We start from the raw sequence: 22201 nt of genomic DNA on the forward strand, positions 1-22201 counted from the left end.
ATCAGCGTTCCTTTCGGGCAGAAGGTGACAGGGAGAAAGCCGGTGGTGAAACTGCACGTGTTGGTGTCTGTCGCTCAGGTGAAACGTTGAGCTTTTCCATCCAGCGACGGTCGCCTGCCAGCAATCTCAGCAGTGGCTGACCGCTGATGAGTCTGATGCCTGGATAGCGGAGGAATGCTTCTCTGCTCACTTCACCCGTGCGCCCGGTGTGTACAAACAGCCCCGACGCCCGTTCAGTTTCGGTCAGCAGGCCGAATGCAGAGACGTGCGCGGCGTTGATGGTATCGCTGTAGCGCTTGGCCTGAATCAGCCAGCGCTGACCGTTTATCCAGACCTGACCGTCAGCACCACCGTCACCGCTGTATCGTGCGTTGCGCTGTATGCGAAATCCCTGTCGGGACATCGCCGTCAATAACATTTCCTCGAAGACGTACGGGTTCATCTTACGAAGCCAGGTGATTCTGGCCGCGTCGTCACGCAGCTGCGGCAAACGAAGCAGTGCCCGGGCCGCCTGTTTCTGATAGCGGTGATGGCGACGCTGGCTGACCGAACGCGGCCTTAACACTGTGATGGCAAGTGCCAGCGCCCCCGCTAGTAACAGAGCAAGCATCCCCCTGTGCTGACTCAGCAGCTCGGCGATGAGAATGACCGACATCACTGTGATATTCCTGTTGCGGTGATAAGCAGGGGGTAGTGATTCAGCCCCAGCCGGCGAGCCAGGTCGCCGCCGCTGACGGGCACCATAGCCACGCCCGGCGCCAGTTGACGAAGGGTGTTTAAACCCTGCTCATCCTGGACGCTTATCACCATGCCAGTTGCCTGCATGCCACTGAGTGATGCAGCATGCTGCTGCAGCCATTGACGTGAAGCCACGTCATCACCCAGCACAAATACCGGCGGCATACCGGGAAGGTTCAGTGGCCGGGATGCTACAACTCCCGGAGACATTTCCGGCGTACTGACCGGCAGCATATCGGAAATGCTCAGAGAGGCGGGCGGCTGTGGCAATGACTCAGGCATGCCGGTGTCGTTGTTCTGACCGGCATTGATGGCCTCAAAGAGGGGGGCGGTTGGCTCACCACCTGAATCGCCCACGACGATGAGCGAGGCGCATGCACTGAAGGCGACAGCCATAACGGCTGAAAGGAGTGAGACAGTAAAAGCCTGACGAAAGAGTTTTTTCATTGAGGTTCAATCCAGGTGAGCGTTGAGCGGGCCAGCGCCACAGGCTGAGCTGAGCCTGCCGGTATACTGGCTTGTGCGATCTGACTGAGTTTGCGACGAACGATGGCCATATAGGTCGCTGCGTGTTGCCCGCCCGCAGGATGGTGGTAACAACCCGCAGCCCGCAGCCAGCTGCCAGGTCGGGCGTCATAGCAGGCTCTCAGTATCCGGGCGGCAGCGCGAAGGTTGGTATAGGGGTCGAAAGCATCACGATACGTCGGAAAAAAATGCCCGTTCCAGCCCAGATTGACCTGCGCAATGCCGACATCAATGTTCTTCAGGGGCCAGCGCTGCATAAACCCCATAAGTGCCGAAAAGGCCTGCTCCCGCGTCTCATAGTGGTATCCTTTTCCCGCCACATTTATTGTCCATGGCCAGGGCTTAGCCCCCCATGCGGTCTGGCGGGTACTTTCTGCCATGGCCAGTGAATACAGTGATTCAGCAGGCACACGTTCAGCTGCTGCAATCTGCCGGTAAGCATCGGGAATAACTTGCAGCTCTGCAGACAAGGCGGACCCCGTGGCAAAAAGCAGGACAGTAAAGAACATCAGAATGCGGCAAGCTGCCATCCGTTTTCTCCCTGCTGCAGAATGACCGGCATCTGACCCTGACCGTAGCGCATCCACAGGCCGCCATCATGGTTCAGAGTAATCTGGCGGCTGCGGACTTTATCTACCGGAATATTGTGTTTAATGGCCCATGTCCTGATGCCTTCGTCGCTGCTGTCTCCTACCAGATAAATATCAACCGGCCGGTTGTCGGCCAGAACGGCGGCCAGGCGCGCATCGCAGCGGGTGCAGTTTTCCTTCACAAAGAGGGCCAGACGGCCCTGCGTGTCGTGCGCAATGCCGGCCGCGTTGCTGCCCATATTGACGGCCAGCGTCTCCGGATACAGTCGCAGCCAGGCTGCGTTAATTTCTCGCTGAAAAGCCAGCTCCTTCTCGCTTCGCTGATACTCATGTCTGACCCAGAGTTCAGCAAGGCGGCGACGTTCGGCAGAGCTGTCAGTCTCAACACCCAGTGCGGTGAGTGGATCAAGCCCGGGGGACATAATGCCCCGCGATCCCTTCATCATCGCCTGGTACCGACTCCAGTCGGTATCAGATAATCCCCACTGCTGAGCCTGCTGCTGCGCGCTCAGAACGCTCGTGGATGACTGCTGCAACACCGATACCACGCTTTGCGCGGGTGACGTCTGGACTTCAGCAGCCTGAAGTACCCATGGCATAAGACTCAGTGCTGTCAGTAAAAAGTTTCTCATATACGTTTTAGCTCCACTTATTGAGCCTGGATCAGCTGTTCACTGCCATTGATCTGGAAGCGGGCCGCATGCCCCCCCTCCGTGGATTTCAGCGTCCAGCCCATCAGACTGTCACCCGGAGAAAGCAGGCGCATCGCTGATATCTGCGAGGCACCCCGGGGAATGACCACGGCGAAGGTCTGACCGCCACGACGTTCAATGCCGGTCAGCTCGAACGGTGCAGCCAGCGTCACCGCGCGCCTGACTGACCGGTTAATCTTTTTTGATGCGGACGCCGTCCGACTTTTTCCTGCCTCACTGGCGGTGCGGGGCTTTTCAGGCTCTGAAGGTTTTTGTGCAGGTTCTGCCCTGCGGTTAAGCTCATCCAGCGTGGCTTTAGCCTGCTGAACGTCGTGCTCTAGCGCACCCGCGCGGGTCTGCAACTGAGCCACCGCCTGGCTGTTGGTGTTTTCGTTATCACGGAGCTGATTGATCGCGCTCTTCAGGCTGTCCTGCTGTTCACGGGTTGACTGAACTGCGCCAGGCAGGTCAGCAAGCGCGGCGGCCTGCTGTTCAAGCGTTTTAAGCCGATTTTCCATTGCCGAAACATTTGAGGTCAGCTGGCCAATCTGTCCGCTGCGAAAAGCGGCATCGAGCGTGTTAACACGAATGGTGAGGTCAGATACCTGACTGCCCATAACAACCAGCGCAATGAGTGATCCGGCCAGACTGACAGTCAGTAAAATGGCACTGCCGGTCAGGAGAATTTTTCGGGGGCTAAACGGCAATCGCTGACGCGGCTTGACTGCAGCAGAGGGCTGCACCTCTGGCCCACAGAGCTGAGACTCAGGCGCATCCGGAAGTAGTTCCTCGGGTGAGGCATGACTGGGTGACATACAGGGTTTCCTTATGGCTGCACAGCAGAACGGCCATAAGGTGCAAAAATGCGCGACGAATAACGATGATTAACTCATTAGCCGTTTGTAAAAATTTCAGGAAGACGCCGGCAAGTGGATATCAATGAACTGAGTATGGGTATGGAAGATCTGCTCTGCAGATACCTGGAGGAGCAGTGCAGTAAAACTCAACACATAAGGTGTAATGGATAAAAAAAACCGCATACCAATAAATGGCATGCGGTATCAATATGTCATTAGAGGTTTGCTTTCGTTGGTACTACTTAATTTTCATAAAAATCATTTCGGCAGTCAATCTGCGGAAACTGATTCCTTAGTTACTGAAATGAAATCGTCCCTGATTTAGCCCAGGCTGGATTATTGTCGGATGCAGACGCTGCTCCTACGCCACCTGCAGAAGCACTCAGCGCCCAGGTGTTAGTACAGCCCTGACCATCACCGAGATCCTTGTACACGATTGAATTACCGCCTACTGCATACACATTGATAGTTGCATTAGCTGAGTTATATCCGTTGTACTGTGAAGTGAAGCTGCCAACCAAGGAATAACGTCCGCTGTTTTTGGACCCACTCCACACACCGGATTGACAGTCAGTTAATGCTGCAAAAAACAGGTATCAGCCAGTTCTTCGAGTATGAACCGCCGCAGCCTTCACGAGGGTATTCCAGGAGGACCAGTCACCATCATGATTTACTTTTCCAATTTCCAGTGGCCAGTTACCACCACAATAGTTTGCACATACTCTCATCGTGGATCCGGAACTTGATTTCCACACACCGGATTGACAGGAAAGTATGGCGCCAGCACCGTCGCGGCTTACCAGCCCGTTTGGCGAGCAACCTGCGCCAGCGGTGTTTATACCATCAAGCTGTAAAACCTCCCCCGTTGACAGTCGCCCGTCAGCCCGAACGCTTCCTCCACGAACCTGCCCGCCGGTGTAGATATTTTTGTTATTGATGGCACGCACCCAGTCGTTATCAGACATATAAAAACCGCCGCCATACGTCTCATTCAGCCAGCCCTTGCTCCCACGCGTTATAAACCAGCCATTATTTGAACGGATATCATTATTCGCCGTCATGCCATTACCCGCGGTCACATTCGAGCCTGCTGCAACATTCTGCCCGGTCACAGTTCCACTGGCGGTGATATTACCGCCCGCGCTGACGTTACTGGTGAAGGCACCGTTTGCTGCGTTGACGGTGGCCGTGTTATTCAGGTTGTTTCCGCCCATGTCAATGTTGGTATGCATGGTATTCAGGTCGGGCTTGCCGGTTACGGAAAAACGATACAGGCGATCACTTTCACCCCGCGCAACGCCCAGTTCATCGGTTGTGAGGAGTACGGCAATATGCCCCTGCGTGGTAGTGACACCAAATTGTGACAACGGTATGCTCCAGCTGCTCATCGCACCGGTGGCGATGCCTGACGTCCAGATATACCCACCCATGCCTGACGTGATATCCATGGATATCTGACGCAGCGCCAGAAAAGGAAGCGCGGAGCCGTTCTGCGTGTACACCAAAGCCTGCAACTGATCGGTATTCGTCGCATTGCGGACCAGTGCAGCGCGATACCCCTGGCCATCTATCGTATTTTCACTGAACCCTTGCTCAAGAAAACCGGTATTTTTTAACATGACCGGGGTCACGATGACCGGGGCCGTTGTTGTGGCACTCGAGAGCAATGTGTCGTAATAACGCCCCGTGTAACTCTTCACGGCCTGGGTAAAGCGTGATACCTGTGCGGACGTGTTCATCCAGGTGCGCTTTTGCATCCATTCGCTGATCAGTGAATAACCCCATACGCTGACCAGCAGAAGGATAATCAGTGCAGCGCCGGTGCTGAGGATGGCCCATCCCCGGTCAATTGAGTTGTTTGATTTCACGGGATTCACCATGTAATGAGTGGTTGATAAAGTCGGGTTAAGGTGACAAGAATCGCGCCAGTGCACAGCCAGGGCCCCATCGGTCCTCCTTCACTGACGCGGCGAACCAGCAACTGCCAGAGCACAAAAAATATGACGCCGGCAAGCAAAGCAGAAAGTCCTTCAGGTCCGCCCAGCCAGGCAGACACGGCGCCCGCCAGCCAGACATCCCCCAGACCCAGACATTCACGGCCATGCATTCTGAACGTGGCATATCGCCATACGGCGAATACCGCCAGCGCGGTCACAGCTGAGAAGAAGTGTTCCCAGAAAGCGGGAACGGCAAGAGCAGAGACCAGTCCGGCGATCAGACAGCTCACCGTCATTTCCCGGGGAAGAAAGCCGGTAATGGCATCACTCAGCGTCATTTTGAAGAGAAAAAGGCTGAATAATACCGCCAGTAGTCGTTCCAGGGCGGGCGCTGGAGACATAATCATAAAGGCTGCTGCGGCGGCGAAAAGCCAGGTGATACCTGGCGGTGCGGGTATGAAAAAGACCTTTATCCACTCTCGCTCATCATCTGAAGTCATCAGATAAAGACGGACAAGGCTCGCCATTGAACTGAAGATGCAGATGCACAGTGGAAAAATAATGATAAGCGTGGGCCATGGCATGCTCAGGGTCAGCAGGGTCACAGTTTAACTCCCCGTTCTTTCAGCAAAAGCTGGCGGTAAATGGCATAAATCCGGTTGGCGTAGGACTCACGGGTTTCATGACGATCTTTTCTGAAGCCGGCGTTATAGGAACCCAGGCAGTTCCAACTGATGCCACAGACCTGAAAATGCTTCGCCAGTATCCAGGTGCCGATTTGCACATTCAGACAGGGGCGCGTCAGGAGTTCCTGAGGGCTGCGTATAACGCCCTGTGCTATCAACGAGGGAATGTGTGTTGAGTTGACCTGCATAAGACCGTAGTCGGTGCTCAACGCCCGGCCGGTAGTTTTATCGCGGTTGATATTGGTAACCCCCGGACGGAGGCTGCTTTCGCCCGTTGCAATGGCTTTTAGCAGCAGTGGGTCAATGTGATATTTCGCGCCCGCCGCTTCAAAACAGAAGGCCCCCACACGGGGGCACAGCGTGACCAGAAGCAGTAACGTGATAATGCGCAGCATGTCATCAGCCGTTGTGCGTGAAGACGAGTGTATTGTTACCGGTCATACCGCTGTCAGCAGAGCAGGATTTGCCCGCCTCTTCTGCACTCACAACACCATCGCTGTAGTCCGTACTGTTGATGGTAATAGCGCTGAAAGCGCCACCGGAGCCCAGCTGAGTCGCTAGAGAGATGCAGTCTGCCTGCGGTACTTTCTGAGTCGTTACGGAAAATCCGTTGTTAAATCCGTTAGTCGCTACCGGCGCCATCACCACCTGTCCGCCGTAACTGTTCCACATGGTGGCGGAGCCTGAGCTCGCCGTTCCCTGAATGGTCCAGCCCGCTTTCGGTGCGCCCCCCTGTTGAATGAACGTACCGGTCATCGTGGTGCCACTGGTGAAGTTATATCCCCCCTGTGTCTGCTTAAGCTGCTGAGCATTGGTCACGATGGTCTGAAGATTTGACACCTCCACGCCAACGGACTTTTTCCCCCACAGGCTCCATACCCATGCACCAACAATACAGATAACGATAACGGTACCCAGCGCAATGGCACCGTGTTCCAGAATGCCCCAGCCTCTGTCGGGTTGGCGCTGATGCTGCGGGAAAGCCTTAGATGACATGATTTTTCCTTAATGATTGCTGAACGTGTTCATGTCCTGAATCTGCATCACCATCAGCAGGATGAGTAAGAAGAAACTCATAATCAGAACGAGAGAAAAGAGTTTGGTGACGTTCGCGCGCCGTGCAACGCGCGCCAGGGCCTGCTCCAGCCAGCGGTCGGCATACCGGGTAATTAGCGACGCAGCGCTGCTGCCTTTATCCAGCAGCGAGAGGTAGTTCACCGCCTCACGGCTGGGGAAGTCATAACCGCTGTTGCGCATTGCACGGCCCAGAGAATCCCCTTCGCTCATGCACTCCATCGCCCCCTCAATCCGCTCCTGCAGCCAGGGCGGTGCAAATCCGTTCAGGATCTGCAGAGACTTGAGTTCCTGCACGCCGGCACCGAGCAGCGCCCCAATATTCATCAGAAAAACGGCGCCCTGCAGGTCTTTGTAAACCGACCAGGGCATGACGTAATCAGCGAAACGACGCAGTCGCCCCCGCCACCGCGGCAGAGACCAGAAGGCAAGAACCACCAGACCGGCGGCTACACCCGCTGCGGTCAGCCCCCACTGGCCTGTCCAGAGTGCGACGCCGTTCATCAGGCCTAGTGCCCCGGTCCAGCCCGCAGGATCGGACATTTTGCTCATCGTTGGCACCAGCGCCAGATTGTTGGCCAGCAGCAGTCCTGTTCCCAGCAAGACCAGCACGACAGGGAACACCGAGGCGAAGAGAACCTGACCGAGGATGCGCCGGCGGGCGACAATGAGCTTGTCGGCCTGCATCAGGGCGCCAGGAATATTGCCGGTTTCCATCCCGGCGCTGATAAGCGCGGCCTCTTCATAAGGTGCCCAGACGGCGAGGACATCCTGCAGTGCGCGCCCGGGGCGGTTATCGTTCACCCCCTCAAGGCAGTCCTGGACCAGCTCATGGTAGGGATGCCAGCGCTGGCCAAAGTCGGTATGCACTTCACCGATCATGATCAGCGCCTCTTTAAGTTGTTTACCGTTCTCCAGCAGAAAGCGCAGGGTCTCGTAAAAGGGCTGGCGATACTGACCGGTAAAGGTCGCCCTGACCAGGCGATAGCGCAGTTTTTCTGCGACCGACATGTCCCTGTCAGGCGTGAAGCGATTAACGGATGCCATCAGGGACCTCGCAATGCATTACCTCATCTTCATCCAGTGGACAGATAAGATCCCCTTCGAGCGGATCGACCCGCCCCTCAGACAGATATCGCATCAGGTGCATACGCCGGGTGATCCCCCCGTTGTTCACCCAGTATTGGCGGGCCACCGCTGGCCCGTGTGACAGCCAGAGCTGCATCTGGCGCGCATCCGTCCTGACCACCTCGGCCACGGCCGTACGCCCCGTCACCCCACGACTGATAATGCGCCCCGTCAACGGCACCGTTTTCTGGCAGTGCGGGCAACCTTCGTGATTTCGGAAGAAAAGTTTGCTGGTATCACACAGGCCCTCAACGGTGCAGTACCGTTCGAGTCGGGTCAGCGTATCTGTATCCAGCTCAGGGGCTTTGACATGCCAAGGGACACGGCAGTGTTCACACAGCAGCGGCACCAGACGCTGGCCTATCAGGCCGGTGATGAGTGCCGCATCCGCTAAAAGATGACGATCCACACCAAAGTGCTCCATGCGGCGCAGTGAGCCGATAGCACTCTGGGTGTGCAGGGTTGAGAAGAGCGCGTGCCCGGTTTCACTGGCATAAATGGCCGCAATCAGTGAATGAAGATCACGCATCTCACCATTCAGGATGGCATCAGGATCGAGGCGTAGAGCGGAGGCGTTGGCGTTATTCCAGGCACGGCTGACAGCCTCCGGGGAGTTATCGGCGGGCATAACCGGTGTCTGAATAGCGCCCGGAATACGACCTTCGGGTGGATTTTCCAGCGTCAGCAGGCGCTTTTTACCGCCGGTCAGTTTCAGCCAGATATCGCTGAAGACGCGCAGCGTGGCGCTTTTACCTGACCCTGTTGGTCCGGTCAGCAGCACCATCCCTTCCGGTAGCTTCAGGATCTGCATGATAAGCTTTATCTGCTCCGGCAAAAAACCCAGCTGCGGCAACGTCGGTATTCTGTCGCCGTCGTCCGGGATAAGACGCATGACCACAATCAGCCCGTCAGGTGTGGGGCGATGCTCGTAGCGTGCGCCATAGAGACCGGCCCGGCGCGCAAACTTTGCATCGACGCGCCCTGACTGCTCACGGCCGGCAAAGAAGGACTGCTCACGGACGTCGCACATAGACAGGTAGGAAGTCGATGCCAGCGTCATGCCCTCCACATCTTTCACCTCATCAACCACTTCGAGCTCACCATGGATCCGCAGTTGTACGATCGTCAGTTTACGGTCTGCACTGATCTCAAAATGGATGTCAGAAGCATTGAACTCATGGCCCAGCTTCATATAGCTGATGACCTTGTCCTGTGAGACGCTGACGTCCCGTTTATCCATGTCCGCTTCGCTGATCCCCTGACTGAGCCCCATTCCCTGACGGTCAGCCACTTCCCGACGTCGGTTCAGTTCGCTCAGGGTCACAAACTCGGTTGTCGCGGCCGGATAATGGCGTGTGACGTCCATTACCCAGCGCTGAATCGCCGCTTCTTTTCGTCGGTTACCATCAATCAGCAGCATCACGCCACCGGCGGGCAGCCGTTCAGCGTATACAAAATCCATAATCTCTTTATCAGGTGTCATCATGGCCTCAGAAGGAGAGTTCAGAATCGTCGTTGAGGCGCACAAGCGTGGACGTGACCTCAGTGACACGCTTTGTGGTGCCCGGGATTTGATCCCCTTTCACCACCTCTGTCACCCCCCCATCGGGGAGCACAATACGGGCACGTAACTGATTACCACGTCCGTAAATCTCCTGAAGCCGCACACTGCCGGCGCGCTTCTCCGCGCCAGTTGACACGGTCTGCTGTGAGGGGGCAGGCTGCGCCATCAGTGGCATGGCAGGCTGAGCGGCAGTGGCCAGATAATTCCGGTCGGTGCTCTGCCCGGACTGGCTTTCACGCAGCTGCTGCTCGAGGCGGGCTGTCTGAACTTTCTGCTCAAGGATGAGGTTTCGCGCCTGTGCAGCTTCAAGCTCACCAAGCGTGACGTTGGGTGGCAGTGGGTCGGCGGCCAGTACCGGCAGTGTCGTTCCGCAGAGCAGAACGGCCAGCAGCAAGTCCCTGCCGGCGGGATTAATTCTGCGCATAAACGCTCCCCTTCATCGTGTAGTCGAACTGCCCCTGCGGGCTCATGGTGATGGACAGGCTGGTCAGGCGTAGCCCTGTGGCATCAAAATCCTGAAGCAGCCGCTCAGGCTGCAGGCGAGAGCTGACTGAGAACGAGAATTCCCGCCAGTCCTGCGGAGGCGTGTTTTTTTCCTGACCCGGCGTGACAGCCGGCGGCTTCACCTCGGTAAACTTCACGTCGAGATTCCGTCGCTGCAGATGGGAAATAAATCGCATGAGCTGAGCGTCAGCACCGGGGAGCGCTTCGTCCGTGAGTCCGGCGGGTGAGGTGCGTTTGAAGGGAATAAAAACGTCGCCGCTTTTGCCGCCCTCCTGCAGGTTAAAGACGGCTGAGTGCCCCAGCAGCTCCCGTGCGCGGCGGGAAAAGTCCTCCACGGTTGCGCCGGGGGTGGCAATAAACCGCAAACGCAGCCCTTCCGGCACGCATTCGCCATCCGTAAATCGCCAGCCGGCCACGGAGGCAAAAACAGGTTCACGGGTGAGCCAGCAGTTGCTGAGCAGCACAGAAACGGGAAGCTGCGAGGCCCACGGGTGCGGTGCGCGTGCGGGCACGGCCGGTTTTTCAGGCTTAAGGGCCAGGCGGGCGCGAAACGCCGCCATCGCAGCCGCCTGTTCGGCTTTCTCAGAGGCGGTGTCGTACCAGTACATACCCGAGGCCAATGCAAGGGTCACGAGGACCACCGGCAGGATAACCGCCATCGCAGTGACGCGCTTACGCAGCCGGCAGCGCTTAAGCTGGGTGCGACTGAGTCTGTCAGTCAGCGTACTGGCGTGGCGATCGTCGTCCACCGTCGCGGCACACCTTAATCCCGGCGCATCGGCGTCGTTGAACCGCAGGAAATTTTTTGCAGCCAGTTCAATGGTGGCTCGCGAGCCGGTCACGTCGCCCATCACCGAAAGCTGCCCGCCGATGGCGGCAAAGAACACCCACATATCCTCTTCGTGACTCAGACGGTAGATCCCCCAGGCTTTCCCGCCCTCGGTGAGCAGAAACGCCACGGCAAGGGAATGAATATGACGGCGCGCGCGGCCCGGAGAAACCAGCCCCTGCATCGATGCATTCCCGCGCCCGGCAGCAACAAAGTGCGTATCGGGAGAGGACTGGCTGCGAAACCGGGTGGCCAAAGCGTTTCGCTGCGGCTCCCAGTGCATTCCGGCCATCCAGTCGCGACGCTGATGCATAATCCGGACGCCGGTACGAAGGCTTAATTTTTTCATTGCTGGCATGTTTACCTCAGCAGAACAGGAGTGATCATGATGACAAGCGTGGTACGGCCGCGGGAGCCGGTCTGACCGCCGCCCAGAATGAAGTTACCTGGCGTAAAGGTGCCCTGTTTGTCTGCGGAGACGTTCTGTTGTTCCGAACCGGTCAGCACCAGCGTCTGCCCGGAACGGAGGTTCACCTTGCGTGCCAGGCCTTCGGTAGAGGTTGTAGGCAGGTCATTACGGGTATTGCCGTCGGCGCTGATAAACTTCTCAATCTGCGGCGGGCTGGTATAGCTGAAGGCAAACTGCAGCTGCACGTCACCGTTTTCCTGAATAAACGGCAGCATGGTCATGAACAGCCCGGTGGTAATGGTCGTCGTAGTCATTGATGAGGTGACGCCAACGTTCGCCGTGGCCGTCGAGCTGGAACTGGATAGGATGCCTTTCTGGCTGGAAAGCTGGTAGGCCACCGGAGTCAGGTTGGCGGTCGGGTCAGTCTGATTCAGCGCCATGCTGACGTTACCCTGCTCAGACAACGCTTTGATAAGCAGGCTGGAGCCGGAGAATTTCGCAGCGTTACCTGAGGCGGTATCGAGAATTGAAATGCCCGCGCTGGCAGCAGATGTGGATGCATTGGCCATGGAGCCGGTCAGACTGGCGCCAAAGTTATTGAGGGATTTATAAATCAGCCCCCAGTCCAGTCCCAGCTGCTCATTACGCGTCTGGCTGACGCTGACTATCTGAATATTTAGCTGAACCTGACGACTCAGGACTTTGTTCTGGTATTCGATGTAGCGTCCGATACGGTCAAGCACATCCGGCGTGTCCGTCACGCTGAGCGTACCCGTGGCGGCAGACAGCCAGAATCTGCCTGATTTTGGTGTCAGCATTTGATCGATTGTTTTACGGATATCATCATACAGGTCACTGTTCATACCGTAATCGGTCTTCTGGTTCGAGCTGATGTCACCGGTCGTGCCACCGGTAGTTCCCCCTCCGCTGCCCAGCTGATTACCGGAGCCAGAGTTGATTGAGGCGCTGCTGTTGACTTTGGTATTGAGAATGACGAGCTGGAATGTGCGGGTATCCTGCTGGTAGAAATACACGCCGCTGCGGTCACTACGCCAGGACAGACCGTATCCGCTGGCTTCAACATCCAGCAGATCCCGTACATCGCCCTGGAATTTGATACCACGGACAAGGGCAGTGCTTTGCTGAACAGGTGCAGCCTGCCCTGATGCTGAGCCGATCTGTGATAGTGGTACGCGACCATTATCATCAGGCGCAGGGAGCTGACCATTCATCTGCGAGGTGGTCACGCTACCGGTTGAAACGTTACTGAGTGCCGCAAAGGCATCCGGCGTGATGGAAACCCTGATGCCGCAAAGCGCGGTAATGCGTTGTCCAAGCTCAGGCAGTGATATACCGTCTGGACGGTTTATCGTTATCTGGCAGGCAGGCAGATTTTTTTCGTCCGGCGTGGATACGACGGGCGCAACCGGCTGCAGGTTAACCCAGGGTTTGTCGGACCAGACGACGGTAGGTTGGGTCATTGCCTGTCGGCTCTGCAACACCCGCTGAGCAGTGTCAGCCTGTCCTGAAGCTTCTTTGTCCATTTTGCTGATTTCTGTCAGCGAACAGGATGACAGCACGAACGCGGTGGCCAGCGCTGTCAGGCAGAAAGGTATACGCGGCATCCGCAGCTCCCTGAGGTGGTTAATTGAGGTAAACAATGCTGCCCTCCGTTATTCCGGAGGGCAGGGAAAGATTCATATCGGTGCCGTCAGCCATGCGCAGGCGACCGCCGCTTACGGTCAGCGCCAGCGCTGAGGTCACTGACTGGCTTCGCAGGGCGGCAAAAACGCCGTCAGTAGCAGGGACCCATACCCAGAGTCGGTTGTTCAGAATGACGGATTGAATTCGGCTGTCAGGCGCAGGCATCATGCCTGTCTGAGCGGGGGTAATAGCACCATCGGCAACCGTGCGACCATGGCGCCAGTTATTGACAGCATCGGCCGTACGTAGCATGTCTGCGGCCAACTGATCCGGCAGCGTTTGCTGGACAGCCGCACGGACGTGTTCTGACGAATGACGCTGCGCATCACCCGCCATCAGCGCAATGACCAGACAAAACACCAGAACCGGCAGCGCGAATCCCATCTCAGTGCCCCCCGCCCGCAGGGGTGTCGCTGACGGAAATCAGGCATTGAATGCGGTTTGCCTCAGCAAACAGCGGTTTTTCGGCCTTGCGATAGAGGTCAAATACCTGAACCATCACCGACTCAAAGTTGCCGTGGAAAATCAGAGGGGCATCAATGCGGTAATCAAGCGATACCGGCCAGATAACGACCCAGTTACCGCCGTTACTGCACGGCGCCTTCGAAGCCCAGCCGGTGAGTGTCTCTTTCAGGGTTGAACCCGGTTCTGCCCGCCATGTCTGACCCACCGGGGCGACGGTAACAGGTGTGCCCGGAATGGGAGAGGCTACCGTCTGGCTGCTCACAGGCGGCGCGGGAGGGAGCGTTGTGACAGGACGCACAGAGGATGCTTTCGGTGTGGCATTCACTGTAGTCTGTGTGACTACCGGCGGTCGAACTGCCACAGCCTGAGAATCGTGCTGCTGAGCCAATTTAGCAACCGGTGCCTTAGCTAATAGCGGCGGATTGTTCGCTGATTTCTGCGCTTTCTGGGGTCCGCTGGTTGTCAGCATGGGTGACGGCACGGCCAGATTCTGTGGAGTCAACGCTGTTTTTGGGACGGCAGCCGGCAGGGTTTCTCCTGTGAAAGGGTTACGGGGTAAAGCATTTTCCGGAACGGCTGGGCCCGCTGACTGAACGGGTTTCGGCTGAACCGGGTTAATTGCCGATAGGCTCTTTGCCGGGGGGGGCGTTGCAGCCGCTGCGTCAAACTGGCGGTACTGATCGCGCAGCACAAAACAAATTTCACGGTTGACTTCATCCACCTTCAGCCGCCAGGCGGGGCCGGCAAGAATTTGCAGCGCCTCGCTCAGCTTAACCGGACCAATATCGCGCTGAACAGCGGGAAGCGGACGGCTGAGAAGTTCCGAAAATGAAGAAGTCGTGGCTGAGCACAGTGAATAACCTGATTCCAGCAGGAGATAGCGAAATCCTTCTCCTACTGTGTTAACCAGCTGTGCAGGCATCGTGATATCAATAATCTGATTGAGCGGATCGCGCTGTGCATCATCCGGGCGCGTACTGACGAGCGTGTAGCGATCGTAGCGCACCACTTCAGGGGCACGATTGCGGTAAATGTCATCGAAACGTGCAGGCTGCTGATAACGCCCATTAGTTAATGGCGCAGGGTCAGAAGCCGGGTTGCTGCAGCTGGCTAACATGACAGAGCAGGCGAGCAGGCCGGCTCCCGTTGCCGCGCGTCTTGAAGGTACTGCCATCAGGATTCACCCCAGGGATAGTCTTAGTCAGGAGTGCTATTCTGGCGGTGATGAAAAAGCGGGCAATGTGAAACTCTGAGTTCAGATTGAAGAATAAAGTACTGACGGCCGATAGAAGAAAAGTGACAGTTCGTCACGTTAAGGTTCACTCATCAAGAGGGTGTTATGAAAAGAAAATTATCAGCCATCTGTTTCGCCGCGGCTTTCATTACCAGCTCAGCAGCTTTGGCCGCGACCAGCAACAAAGTTGCGGTAAGTGACCTGCACTTCCAGAAAACGCAAAACGGTCTTCAGAACATTCAAGGGCTGGGACAAAATACCAGTGGTAAAACGCTCGGCAATATTATCGTTAAATTTAATTTGCTTAAAAATGACGTCGTCATCGGGCAGGCTGTAGATATGGCCAGTAATATCGAACCTGGTCAGAAGTTTACTATTAACGCTATTTACAACAGTATCCAACTGCAGCCCGATTCGTTCAAACTGACCGAAGTGCTGGCAACAGAAAAATAACTCCCCTTCGGGGCAACCCGTCCACGCCATAAAAGCAAGTTTCATGTCATGGACGGGTTTCCGATAACTGACTAAATACCAGGAAATTCAGGACAAAAAAAAGCGCCATGATGGCGCTTAGTCTTAAGACAGGCTGACAAAATCAATCCGGGTAGTATTCCTGAGACAAGATCTGTCCCATTTCCCAGATGCAATCTTCAGGAAAAACATCAAGCTGTGTCTCCTGAGCTGCAGAAGAGACTGCATCTGCCCATACTGCAGCAATCCAGTCACTATCGGTAAGAGCCGTTTTTAAGCTCGGAGTGCCTTTTATATGTAATGCCAGTGCTTTTCTTTGCTCTTTGATGGTTCGCTGCCAGCTTGACCCACGACGGCCTGGCTGAAACTTCCATTTGAGAAGATGCGCCAGCAGAACGGCCATACGACTGGCCAGCTCCCGCTTTTCGCTTTTACCCACGTCTTCGATCTCCTCGGCGATATTAGCAATATCAATCTCAGAGAACCGACCGGCACGGAGTAAAGCTGCCTGCTCCTGAGCCCAGGCAACAACGTCAGCTTCGTAGCGTGTGTTCATGGTAGATCTCCAGTGACATTCCTGATTAATGAACATCATTATAGAAGAAAAAAGCGCCAGACTGAACTGGCGCATAAGAGGGTATATTTATCTAAATCCATTATGAAATTGCGTAAATGGCTTTTTTACAGATGCCATAACCGTGTCCGAGGAACGGTATGTCATCATCAAAATCCATCGGTGGCTCATTCTGTGGATTTTTTGGCGCTGACGGAGTCTGCTGTGGCTGCTGAGGTTGACCCCAGCCACTCTGCTGACCTGACTGCGCATTGTTTCCACTGGTACTGGAGCTGTTATTGCGACCCCCGCCCAGCATCTGCATCGTTCCGTTAACACCCACAACGACTTCAGTTGTCCAGCGATCGGTACCGCTGTTATCAGTCCATTTGCGGGTGCGTAACTGGCCTTCAATGTACACCAGTGAACCCTTTCGCAGGTATTCACCGGCAACCTCAGCCAGCTTGCCAAACAGCACGACACGATGCCATTCGGTATTTTCACGGTTTTCACCGGTCTGTTTATCACGCCAGGTTTCTGAAGTCGCCAGGTTTAAACCGGTTACTGCATTGCCATTTGGCATGTAACGTACTTCAGGATCCTGGCCGAGATGACCAACCAGGATGACTTTGTTGACGCCGCGTGCGGACATAATGATTTCCTCTTATGAATTGGGTTGAGAGGAGCACATCCACCGGGATGTGTTCCGGTGGTGTGTCCGTGACGCTTAGAATGAGTTCGGATCGTACTCTTTCGGAGCAGATGAACCGGATTCCGGCGTCTGGGAAGCATTGGGAGCCTGGTAAACCACGTCCTGGCCTTTCTTGATGAACTCCACCTTTATCAGGCGGGCCTTCAGAGAAGGGCGACTCTCACCAGCATGATCACCCGACTGGAGGGTAAACACATCGGCTTTCAGTCCGCTCAGTACAAATCCGAGCAGCACCTTTTCTTCTTCATCAACGGCTTTCTGGCAGCGATTGATCAGTTTGGTTGCTTCCGGGCCCGCGATGGTGACATCAAATCGGGTATAGGAAGCATTGTCAGTCGGACCGGTCAGAGCGTTAATAACAGCGCAGGTGAACTCACCGTTAGGGCCCTGAACGCGACGTATCGAGTTCAGATAACCGATGCCGCTGACATTAAGGTTGAAAAACTCTTTTTTCTGATTTCCAGAAGCAGAGCCATTTGAAGCAGGGGTTTGATTAGTTGCAGTCATGATGTTTTCTCCGGAGTAAAACTGAACAGGTAGCGGAGAAACATTTGTCCCGTACGGGAAATGTTTCCCGCAGGGAGGTCAGCATAATTTGCCGACTGGCTGAATTGGTGAAGTGGACCTTTACCTGACTAACAGGTCCCTGTTTGCAAAGGTTAAACAGGTTTAAAACCGCCCGAAAGCGCCATCTCTCAGGTTGTGATGGCTTTGGCATGTGATTACCCGAAGGCGTCCCTCTCAAATCACTGGAACATTGGCAGTTGTCGGGAAGACAACGATAAGCCTCACAATCATTCATTCAGTCGCAACGGTTGTCAACGTTGTACCGCGCAAAAAATCATCACTGCATGAAAATAAAAAAGCGGCGCCATGTGGCACCGCCTTCTGAGGTCTGCACCTTCGACCTGGTGTTAAGCTGTATTTTACAGTAGCTCCGCTGGCGTGTTCAGTTCCCGGCACGGTTTTCACGGAGTTTTCGTGCCTTACCGGCTCCCGTTCAGGTGTGGACGAGGCCAGTCAGACTGTATTCCGTCAGCATATGCATTAGATGATGACAGAACCCGCAGTCACGGGGTGCGGCTTCAGAGCCGGTGTCACAATAGCAAAGCCCCTGATGGCCCGCAATTGGAGAAAACGGATTAATTCTTCTTTGATTCAGGAGACTTAGCCTTACGGGAACGTTTATTTTTACTGCCGCTGACATTAATGACGCCCTTACATACCGGATAGCGCTGACAGCTCCAGAATTCCCCTTTTTCTCCCTTTCGCAGTCGGGTTTTATTTCCGCATAGTGGGCAGGGAGGGGAAGGAGGCACGCGAATATTCACCCGCTGCTGCGCGCCCTGACTGACCAGATTGCGCGTCCAGCCAGCTTGCCGTTGCAGAAAGTCGTCAAGTGACATGCGACCTGCAGCGACCTCATCCAGCGCCTGCTCCCAGAGCGCGGTCATGCCGGGTTCAGTCAGTTGTGGGGGAAGAGCATCAATGACGTCACTACCCAGCTCTGTGGCCATCAGCTTACTGCCTTTACGCACAATAAATCGGCGGTTCAGCAACTGTTCAATTATACCTGCACGGGTGGCCTCAGTGCCCAGACCCGCATTGTCTTTCAGTACCTTACGCAGCGCGATATCAGTAACGAAAGCGGAGGCGTTCATCATCGCACCAATCAGGGTGGCAAAGGTGTAGTGCGCCGGCGGCCGGGTCATTAGCTGCGCTACCTCAGCACCTGTCGCGGCGCAGGGGGCATTCTGAGAGAGCGGTGGCAGCGCCAGCGCTGCATCGTCATCCGCCTGCGCATCTTCATCTCCGGCTCTGTCAAAGAGAGCCTTCCAGCCCTTTACTGCCTCGGTGCGCCCCGTGGTACGGAACAGCTGCCCGCCGATGTCGAACTGGAGCCGGGTGATATCGGATTCATACAGGGGCAGGAACTGGGCGAGGTAATTGCGACGGATAAGAAGATAAACCTTACGCTCAGACTCCGTCAGGGCCGAGAGCTGAAAGGCGGTTCGAGTGGGAATAATGCCATGGTGTGCCGTAATTGTCCTGTCATTCCATATGCGAGACACAAATGTCAGGTCAAGACGAGTCAGTAATGGCACACAATCCGGATCAGTTCGGCCGATGGCATCGAGTACGCCGGAGACCTCCTCCTGCATGGATTCAGGCAGATAACCGCAGTCGGTCCGGGGATAGCTTGTCGCCTTATGCTTTTCATACAGGCTCTGAGCGGTATCCAGCACCTGCTGGGGAGACATATCCCAGAGTCTGCCGCAGGCCTGTTGAAGGGAACCAAGCGAAAACGCCAGAGGGGCCGCAACTTTTTCTCGCTTCGTCTCACACTCGGTGACGACAGCACGTCCTGTCTGCCGGCAGAGTTGCGCCACCTGCTGCGCGATATTCTGGTGGATACAGCGCTTTTCATCGTCAGTATAGATTTTCGCCGGCACCCACTGCGCGGGGAAGGTAAGGCCGCCAGCCGAAAGAAGCGCTTTGACCTGCCAGTAGGGTTTTGGCACAAAAGACGCGACTTCGCGGTCCCGGCGGACAACCAGCGCCAGCGTGGGGGTCTGCACTCGCCCGACGGAGATCACGCCGTCAAAGCCAGCTTCGGCGGCTCGCAGGGTGTAAAGCCGCGAGAGATTCATCCCTATCAGCCAGTCAGCACGGGCACGTCCCAGGCCGGCATGATACATGCCGAGCGTGGCCTGGCCGGGGCGGAGGTCCTGAAGTGCTGCACGGATGCTGGGTTCATCCAGAGCAGAGAGCCAGAGACGCTGCACCGGGCCTTCCCAGCTACAATAGTCCAGCAGCTCTCGCGCAATAACTTCACCCTCACGGTCAGCATCGGTGGCAATGACCACCTCATCAACCTGGCGAAGCAACCGCTCAATGACCTTGAACTGATCCTGCGTGTCCTTTTTTACAACGACCTGCCAGGGAGCTGGCAGGATCGGCAGCGCTGAAAGTGACCAGGGTTTACCGTACTGCTGACCGTAGGCTTCAGGAGAAGCCGTTTCAAGGAGATGACCCACCGCCCATGTCACGGTCACACCGCTGCCCGACAGAAATCCTTCACCGCGACGAGTTGCACCCAGCACGCCAGCAAGATCTCGCCCCTGAGAGGGCTTTTCACAAATATAAAGCCGCATGGCTGCCTCCGGCGTCTCAGATAGCCTGATAACGCAGGCGAAGGAGGTTCACGCTTGCTTCATTGACCGGTGGAGAGAAAGCAGAACGCTTATGTCCCAGCAGGATAGCTTGGTCAGGCTCTCCCGCAATTTCACAGGCTTTTTTCCAGATGTCATTATTCTCCGCTGCATCGATTCGGGTAGCTTCCACTCGGCGATATGAAAGCACGGTTCCATAAATCTGACGCAGCAATCTTCCCCCTTCACTGAGATACGAATCGCGCGCGTTGCGGGTGATTAAACCGTAATGAGATGCCTGAAGTACCTTTTTGGCAAACTGATCAAAGCCAACAAGAAGAAATACACATCGGTAACCAAGAGGAGTACGAGTAAAGACTTGAATGTCTAGAGGTTCAACTGATGCCACTTCTGTAAGAGTTACTCCTTTGGGTAATAAGGCGACCTCTTGCTCAAGCTTCTGAATCAATTCAGACATTCTTTCTGTTGCTGCTTTTAACTTTTCTTCAAGCCTGTACATAGCTTCATCTGCCCAAGGATTGTTTTTGAGCGAGTCTTGGTTGATAAGCGTTGCACGATGAAAAAACTGCGGCATTCCGATAATGCCATGCTTTACAGGAACATTACCCTCCTGTTTACCCGGCCTGCGCCCCTGCCATAAACCTATTGCATAATTTGTGTGGAGCGCAATTGTCATCTCTGACTGAAGCGAACCCGTCTTAGTTACTTTTTGATCTGCCATCGTTGTCGTCACCTGTGTTCAGTTAAGATGAGCAGGCATAGTCGTGAAACCTGTGCACTTACAACAATGTGAAACTCTTAATCATCAGCATGAAATTATTCTTCTGTTCATTTTTTAATCTTGTTGCGCCCCGCAACAAGATCATTATTTGAACAGTTCAGGGTTGCTGATTTTTTCAATGATAGTGTCATTACAACAATATCTCTTCTGTACAGTTTTTAACCTTGTTGCGCCCCGCAACAAGGTCATTATTTGAACGCTTTAATGTTGCTGGTTTTTTGTACGTCAGGTTCACTGCATTAACAGCACCTCTATACGATTATTAACCTCGCTGCGCCCAGCAAAAATGCTCGCTTTTCAATCGCTGTTTCAGGTGATTATTTTGTTTCGTATGGCACTGATCATTGCCCTGACATCCTCCGGTGACGGGCGACTGGTTGGCATCACTGGCAGATTCGCTGGCGGGACTTTTCGCGTCTCCGTCATACGCAAAGGCTCACCAGCGGCATCGCGCTTCGTCGTCTCGTCGGACAGTTTCAGTTCACCGTTTCGCGCCCGGCGCAGCATGGAAAACAGCCAGCCAGCAGGGTTGGCCAGTTTGCCCCGGTTAAGTTGTTCCTGCAGCATGCCAGCAAGGGCCTTTGCGACAACCTCAGGCAGCGAGGCCATCTGCGAGGTCAGCATGTGACGGTCTTCGCTGTTCAGCCCGTTCAGAAAATCGTCAGGCAGATAGTGATTTTCACAGGGTACGTACGTTTTTTTATTCACACTCTGTGTGAAAGAACGTACGTTACAGTCCGGATTTCGGACTCCGGTGTAACATGTTGATTTATCACTGAGTCCTGAATCAGGACCCGGTATTTTATCTGTTGGAGGTGTACTGAGTCCGTTTTCCGGACTCAGTGAATTCTGGCTGTTTTTTATGCTATTTTTACTGAGTCCGTTTTTCGGACTCAGCTGTTCAGTGTGCCGCTGATGGACCATCTGAGCAGGCGTTTCCGGTGCGCTCAGTCGACTCTCAATCAGCGCAAGGCGGCTGTGGCGATGCCGCATCCCCTTATCCTGGAGGATGTCATTTACTACGGCCAGCGCCGTCATCCGGACGGCTTTGTTCCGGCTGAGGCAGCTGTCTTCGACCAGCTTCAGCCAGCCCGGGTCAAAGGTTTCTGCATCACGGTAACCCAGCGGCTCATCATGCTGTGCATAAATGTTCCCCCTTACCCGGCCGCGGTCATCGCGTACGCGTTTGCACAGGCTGAGCCAGCCGGTGAGGCGCAGCATCAGCAGAACGCGACTGACCGTGTCCCTGGATGCCTTATCTGAATGGGCTGATGCGAGCTGAGCCTGTAGTTCATCATAGGTAGGAAAAATGGCGCCCTCATTCTGCTGCGCATAAAGCCGGATCATCACCCAGGCGGTTTTATCGAGCGGTGAAAGGCGCGTGTCCAGGAACAGCCTGCGCGGAAAAGCGTCGTGCACATTGCCCATAAACAGCAGGCCGCTGCGCTCCTGGCTGACATCGCCGATATCTGACCGCCGCTCAAGATTTTTCTGCATTCTGGACAGCGTGTGCGCCACAATGCTATCGGCTGGAATGGTCATTTAATCATCTCCTCTTCTGCCTGAGACAGCACA

General features: G+C 55.3%; 23 protein-coding genes. 1 reads left to right on the plus strand and 22 read right to left on the minus strand.

What is annotated here, in order from left to right:
• Position 1 precedes the first annotated feature (1 nt).
• From ACOTZB_RS11430 to ACOTZB_RS11505, 16 genes are all read right to left on the minus strand, one after another.
• A complete protein-coding gene (locus ACOTZB_RS11430; protein WP_058973064.1) occupies positions 2-655 on the minus strand; it encodes a restriction endonuclease in 654 nt (217 codons plus the stop codon).
• Positions 655-1185 carry an integrating conjugative element protein gene (locus ACOTZB_RS11435; RefSeq protein ID WP_200678931.1) on the minus strand — a complete coding sequence of 177 codons (531 nt, stop codon included), beginning with the start codon at positions 1183-1185 and terminating at the stop codon, positions 655-657. The genes ACOTZB_RS11430 and ACOTZB_RS11435 overlap by 1 nt, the downstream gene beginning before the upstream one ends.
• A complete protein-coding gene (locus ACOTZB_RS11440) occupies positions 1182-1793 on the minus strand; it encodes a transglycosylase SLT domain-containing protein (protein ID WP_034948923.1) in 612 nt (203 codons plus the stop codon). The genes ACOTZB_RS11435 and ACOTZB_RS11440 overlap by 4 nt, the downstream gene beginning before the upstream one ends.
• Entirely contained in the window at positions 1772-2485 is a 714-nt protein-coding gene (locus tag ACOTZB_RS11445; RefSeq protein WP_421627180.1) for a TIGR03759 family integrating conjugative element protein, read from the minus strand. Before ACOTZB_RS11445 ends, ACOTZB_RS11440 begins: the two co-directional genes overlap by 22 nt.
• Before the next feature lie 17 nt (positions 2486-2502).
• On the minus strand, positions 2503-3360 hold the full coding sequence (locus ACOTZB_RS11450; RefSeq protein ID WP_421627181.1) for a plasmid transfer protein: 858 nt from the start codon (positions 3358-3360) through the stop codon (positions 2503-2505).
• Between the two features lie 638 nt (positions 3361-3998).
• Positions 3999-5270, minus strand: coding sequence for a shufflon system plasmid conjugative transfer pilus tip adhesin PilV (gene pilV / locus ACOTZB_RS11455; RefSeq protein WP_421627182.1), 1272 nt, complete (start codon positions 5268-5270; stop codon positions 3999-4001).
• Between the two features lie 5 nt (positions 5271-5275).
• Positions 5276-5944 (minus strand): prepilin peptidase, encoded by a 669-nt coding sequence (locus tag ACOTZB_RS11460; RefSeq protein WP_421627183.1) that lies wholly within the window; start codon positions 5942-5944, stop codon positions 5276-5278.
• The gene (locus ACOTZB_RS11465; RefSeq protein WP_421627184.1) at positions 5941-6420 is read right to left on the minus strand and encodes a lytic transglycosylase domain-containing protein; all 480 of its coding nucleotides are present in this window, start codon (positions 6418-6420) and stop codon (positions 5941-5943) included. Before ACOTZB_RS11465 ends, ACOTZB_RS11460 begins: the two co-directional genes overlap by 4 nt.
• 4 nt (positions 6421-6424) lie before the next feature.
• Positions 6425-7021: a type 4 pilus major pilin gene (locus ACOTZB_RS11470; protein WP_421627185.1), complete on the minus strand. Its 597-nt coding sequence runs from the start codon at positions 7019-7021 to the stop codon at positions 6425-6427.
• Positions 7022-7030: 9 nt separating this feature from the next.
• The gene (locus tag ACOTZB_RS11475; protein WP_421627186.1) at positions 7031-8146 is read right to left on the minus strand and encodes a type II secretion system F family protein; all 1116 of its coding nucleotides are present in this window, start codon (positions 8144-8146) and stop codon (positions 7031-7033) included.
• Positions 8133-9710: a GspE/PulE family protein gene (locus tag ACOTZB_RS11480; RefSeq protein WP_421627207.1), complete on the minus strand. Its 1578-nt coding sequence runs from the start codon at positions 9708-9710 to the stop codon at positions 8133-8135. Before ACOTZB_RS11480 ends, ACOTZB_RS11475 begins: the two co-directional genes overlap by 14 nt.
• A 7-nt stretch (positions 9711-9717) precedes the next feature.
• Positions 9718-10215: a type IV pilus biogenesis protein PilP gene (gene pilP / locus ACOTZB_RS11485; RefSeq protein WP_034948922.1), complete on the minus strand. Its 498-nt coding sequence runs from the start codon at positions 10213-10215 to the stop codon at positions 9718-9720.
• The gene (gene pilO2, locus ACOTZB_RS11490) at positions 10202-11482 is read right to left on the minus strand and encodes a type 4b pilus protein PilO2 (protein WP_407637864.1); all 1281 of its coding nucleotides are present in this window, start codon (positions 11480-11482) and stop codon (positions 10202-10204) included. The genes pilP and pilO2 overlap by 14 nt, the downstream gene beginning before the upstream one ends.
• A gap of 2 nt (positions 11483-11484) precedes the next feature.
• Positions 11485-13158 (minus strand): PilN family type IVB pilus formation outer membrane protein, encoded by a 1674-nt coding sequence (locus ACOTZB_RS11495; protein ID WP_038643483.1) that lies wholly within the window; start codon positions 13156-13158, stop codon positions 11485-11487.
• Between the two features lie 19 nt (positions 13159-13177).
• Positions 13178-13621 carry a type IV pilus biogenesis protein PilM gene (gene pilM / locus ACOTZB_RS11500; RefSeq protein WP_421627187.1) on the minus strand — a complete coding sequence of 148 codons (444 nt, stop codon included), beginning with the start codon at positions 13619-13621 and terminating at the stop codon, positions 13178-13180.
• Position 13622: 1 nt separating this feature from the next.
• Positions 13623-14876: a TcpQ domain-containing protein gene (locus tag ACOTZB_RS11505; RefSeq protein ID WP_421627188.1), complete on the minus strand. Its 1254-nt coding sequence runs from the start codon at positions 14874-14876 to the stop codon at positions 13623-13625.
• A 165-nt stretch (positions 14877-15041) separates the two neighbouring features.
• Here ACOTZB_RS11505 and ACOTZB_RS11510 point away from each other — a divergent pair, with 165 nt between their 5' ends.
• Positions 15042-15389: an FxLYD domain-containing protein gene (locus ACOTZB_RS11510; RefSeq protein WP_034948916.1), complete on the plus strand. Its 348-nt coding sequence runs from the start codon at positions 15042-15044 to the stop codon at positions 15387-15389.
• A 142-nt stretch (positions 15390-15531) separates the two neighbouring features.
• On the opposite strand, the gene ACOTZB_RS11515 is transcribed toward ACOTZB_RS11510, so the two are convergent.
• The 6 genes from ACOTZB_RS11515 to ACOTZB_RS11540 all read right to left on the minus strand — a co-directional run bounded on the left by ACOTZB_RS11515 (position 15532) and on the right by ACOTZB_RS11540 (position 22168).
• Positions 15532-15963 carry a DUF29 domain-containing protein gene (locus tag ACOTZB_RS11515; protein ID WP_034948913.1) on the minus strand — a complete coding sequence of 144 codons (432 nt, stop codon included), beginning with the start codon at positions 15961-15963 and terminating at the stop codon, positions 15532-15534.
• Positions 15964-16063: 100 nt separating this feature from the next.
• Positions 16064-16612, minus strand: coding sequence for a single-stranded DNA-binding protein (locus tag ACOTZB_RS11520; protein ID WP_421627189.1), 549 nt, complete (start codon positions 16610-16612; stop codon positions 16064-16066).
• A gap of 75 nt (positions 16613-16687) precedes the next feature.
• Complete coding sequence (locus ACOTZB_RS11525) at positions 16688-17179, minus strand: STY4534 family ICE replication protein (protein WP_058970687.1); 492 nt, start codon at positions 17177-17179, stop codon at positions 16688-16690.
• Between the two features lie 635 nt (positions 17180-17814).
• Positions 17815-19827, minus strand: coding sequence for a DNA topoisomerase III (locus tag ACOTZB_RS11530; RefSeq protein ID WP_421627190.1), 2013 nt, complete (start codon positions 19825-19827; stop codon positions 17815-17817).
• A gap of 16 nt (positions 19828-19843) precedes the next feature.
• On the minus strand, positions 19844-20566 hold the full coding sequence (locus tag ACOTZB_RS11535) for a PFL_4669 family integrating conjugative element protein (RefSeq protein ID WP_058970681.1): 723 nt from the start codon (positions 20564-20566) through the stop codon (positions 19844-19846).
• 369 nt (positions 20567-20935) lie between these two features.
• Positions 20936-22168 carry an STY4528 family pathogenicity island replication protein gene (locus ACOTZB_RS11540; protein ID WP_421627191.1) on the minus strand — a complete coding sequence of 411 codons (1233 nt, stop codon included), beginning with the start codon at positions 22166-22168 and terminating at the stop codon, positions 20936-20938.
• Positions 22169-22201: the final 33 nt, after the last annotated feature.

The organism is Enterobacter cloacae complex sp. SHL020 (genome assembly GCF_049236945.1).
Lineage (GTDB): Bacteria > Pseudomonadota > Gammaproteobacteria > Enterobacterales > Enterobacteriaceae > Enterobacter > Enterobacter dykesii.

Excerpts from the sequence above, each read along its gene's own strand:
- ACOTZB_RS11430 (WP_058973064.1), bottom strand. The coding sequence starts at position 655 with ATGTCGGTCATTCTCATCGCCGAGCTGCTGAGTCAGCACAGGGGGATG.
- ACOTZB_RS11435 (WP_200678931.1), bottom strand. The coding sequence starts at position 1,185 with ATGAAAAAACTCTTTCGTCAGGCTTTTACTGTCTCACTCCTTTCAGCC.
- ACOTZB_RS11440 (WP_034948923.1), bottom strand. The coding sequence starts at position 1,793 with ATGGCAGCTTGCCGCATTCTGATGTTCTTTACTGTCCTGCTTTTTGCC.
- ACOTZB_RS11445 (WP_421627180.1), bottom strand. The coding sequence starts at position 2,485 with ATGAGAAACTTTTTACTGACAGCACTGAGTCTTATGCCATGGGTACTT.
- ACOTZB_RS11450 (WP_421627181.1), bottom strand. The coding sequence starts at position 3,360 with ATGTCACCCAGTCATGCCTCACCCGAGGAACTACTTCCGGATGCGCCT.
- ACOTZB_RS11465 (WP_421627184.1), bottom strand. The coding sequence starts at position 6,420 with ATGCTGCGCATTATCACGTTACTGCTTCTGGTCACGCTGTGCCCCCGT.
- ACOTZB_RS11470 (WP_421627185.1), bottom strand. The coding sequence starts at position 7,021 with ATGTCATCTAAGGCTTTCCCGCAGCATCAGCGCCAACCCGACAGAGGC.
- ACOTZB_RS11475 (WP_421627186.1), bottom strand. The coding sequence starts at position 8,146 with ATGGCATCCGTTAATCGCTTCACGCCTGACAGGGACATGTCGGTCGCA.
- ACOTZB_RS11480 (WP_421627207.1), bottom strand. The coding sequence starts at position 9,710 with ATGACACCTGATAAAGAGATTATGGATTTTGTATACGCTGAACGGCTG.
- pilP (WP_034948922.1), bottom strand. The coding sequence starts at position 10,215 with ATGCGCAGAATTAATCCCGCCGGCAGGGACTTGCTGCTGGCCGTTCTG.
- pilO2 (WP_407637864.1), bottom strand. The coding sequence starts at position 11,482 with ATGCCAGCAATGAAAAAATTAAGCCTTCGTACCGGCGTCCGGATTATG.
- ACOTZB_RS11495 (WP_038643483.1), bottom strand. The coding sequence starts at position 13,158 with ATGCCGCGTATACCTTTCTGCCTGACAGCGCTGGCCACCGCGTTCGTG.
- pilM (WP_421627187.1), bottom strand. The coding sequence starts at position 13,621 with ATGGGATTCGCGCTGCCGGTTCTGGTGTTTTGTCTGGTCATTGCGCTG.
- ACOTZB_RS11505 (WP_421627188.1), bottom strand. The coding sequence starts at position 14,876 with ATGGCAGTACCTTCAAGACGCGCGGCAACGGGAGCCGGCCTGCTCGCC.
- ACOTZB_RS11510 (WP_034948916.1), top strand. The coding sequence starts at position 15,042 with ATGAAAAGAAAATTATCAGCCATCTGTTTCGCCGCGGCTTTCATTACC.
- ACOTZB_RS11515 (WP_034948913.1), bottom strand. The coding sequence starts at position 15,963 with ATGAACACACGCTACGAAGCTGACGTTGTTGCCTGGGCTCAGGAGCAG.
- ACOTZB_RS11520 (WP_421627189.1), bottom strand. The coding sequence starts at position 16,612 with ATGTCCGCACGCGGCGTCAACAAAGTCATCCTGGTTGGTCATCTCGGC.
- ACOTZB_RS11525 (WP_058970687.1), bottom strand. The coding sequence starts at position 17,179 with ATGACTGCAACTAATCAAACCCCTGCTTCAAATGGCTCTGCTTCTGGA.
- ACOTZB_RS11530 (WP_421627190.1), bottom strand. The coding sequence starts at position 19,827 with ATGCGGCTTTATATTTGTGAAAAGCCCTCTCAGGGGCGAGATCTTGCT.
- ACOTZB_RS11535 (WP_058970681.1), bottom strand. The coding sequence starts at position 20,566 with ATGGCAGATCAAAAAGTAACTAAGACGGGTTCGCTTCAGTCAGAGATG.
- ACOTZB_RS11540 (WP_421627191.1), bottom strand. The coding sequence starts at position 22,168 with ATGACCATTCCAGCCGATAGCATTGTGGCGCACACGCTGTCCAGAATG.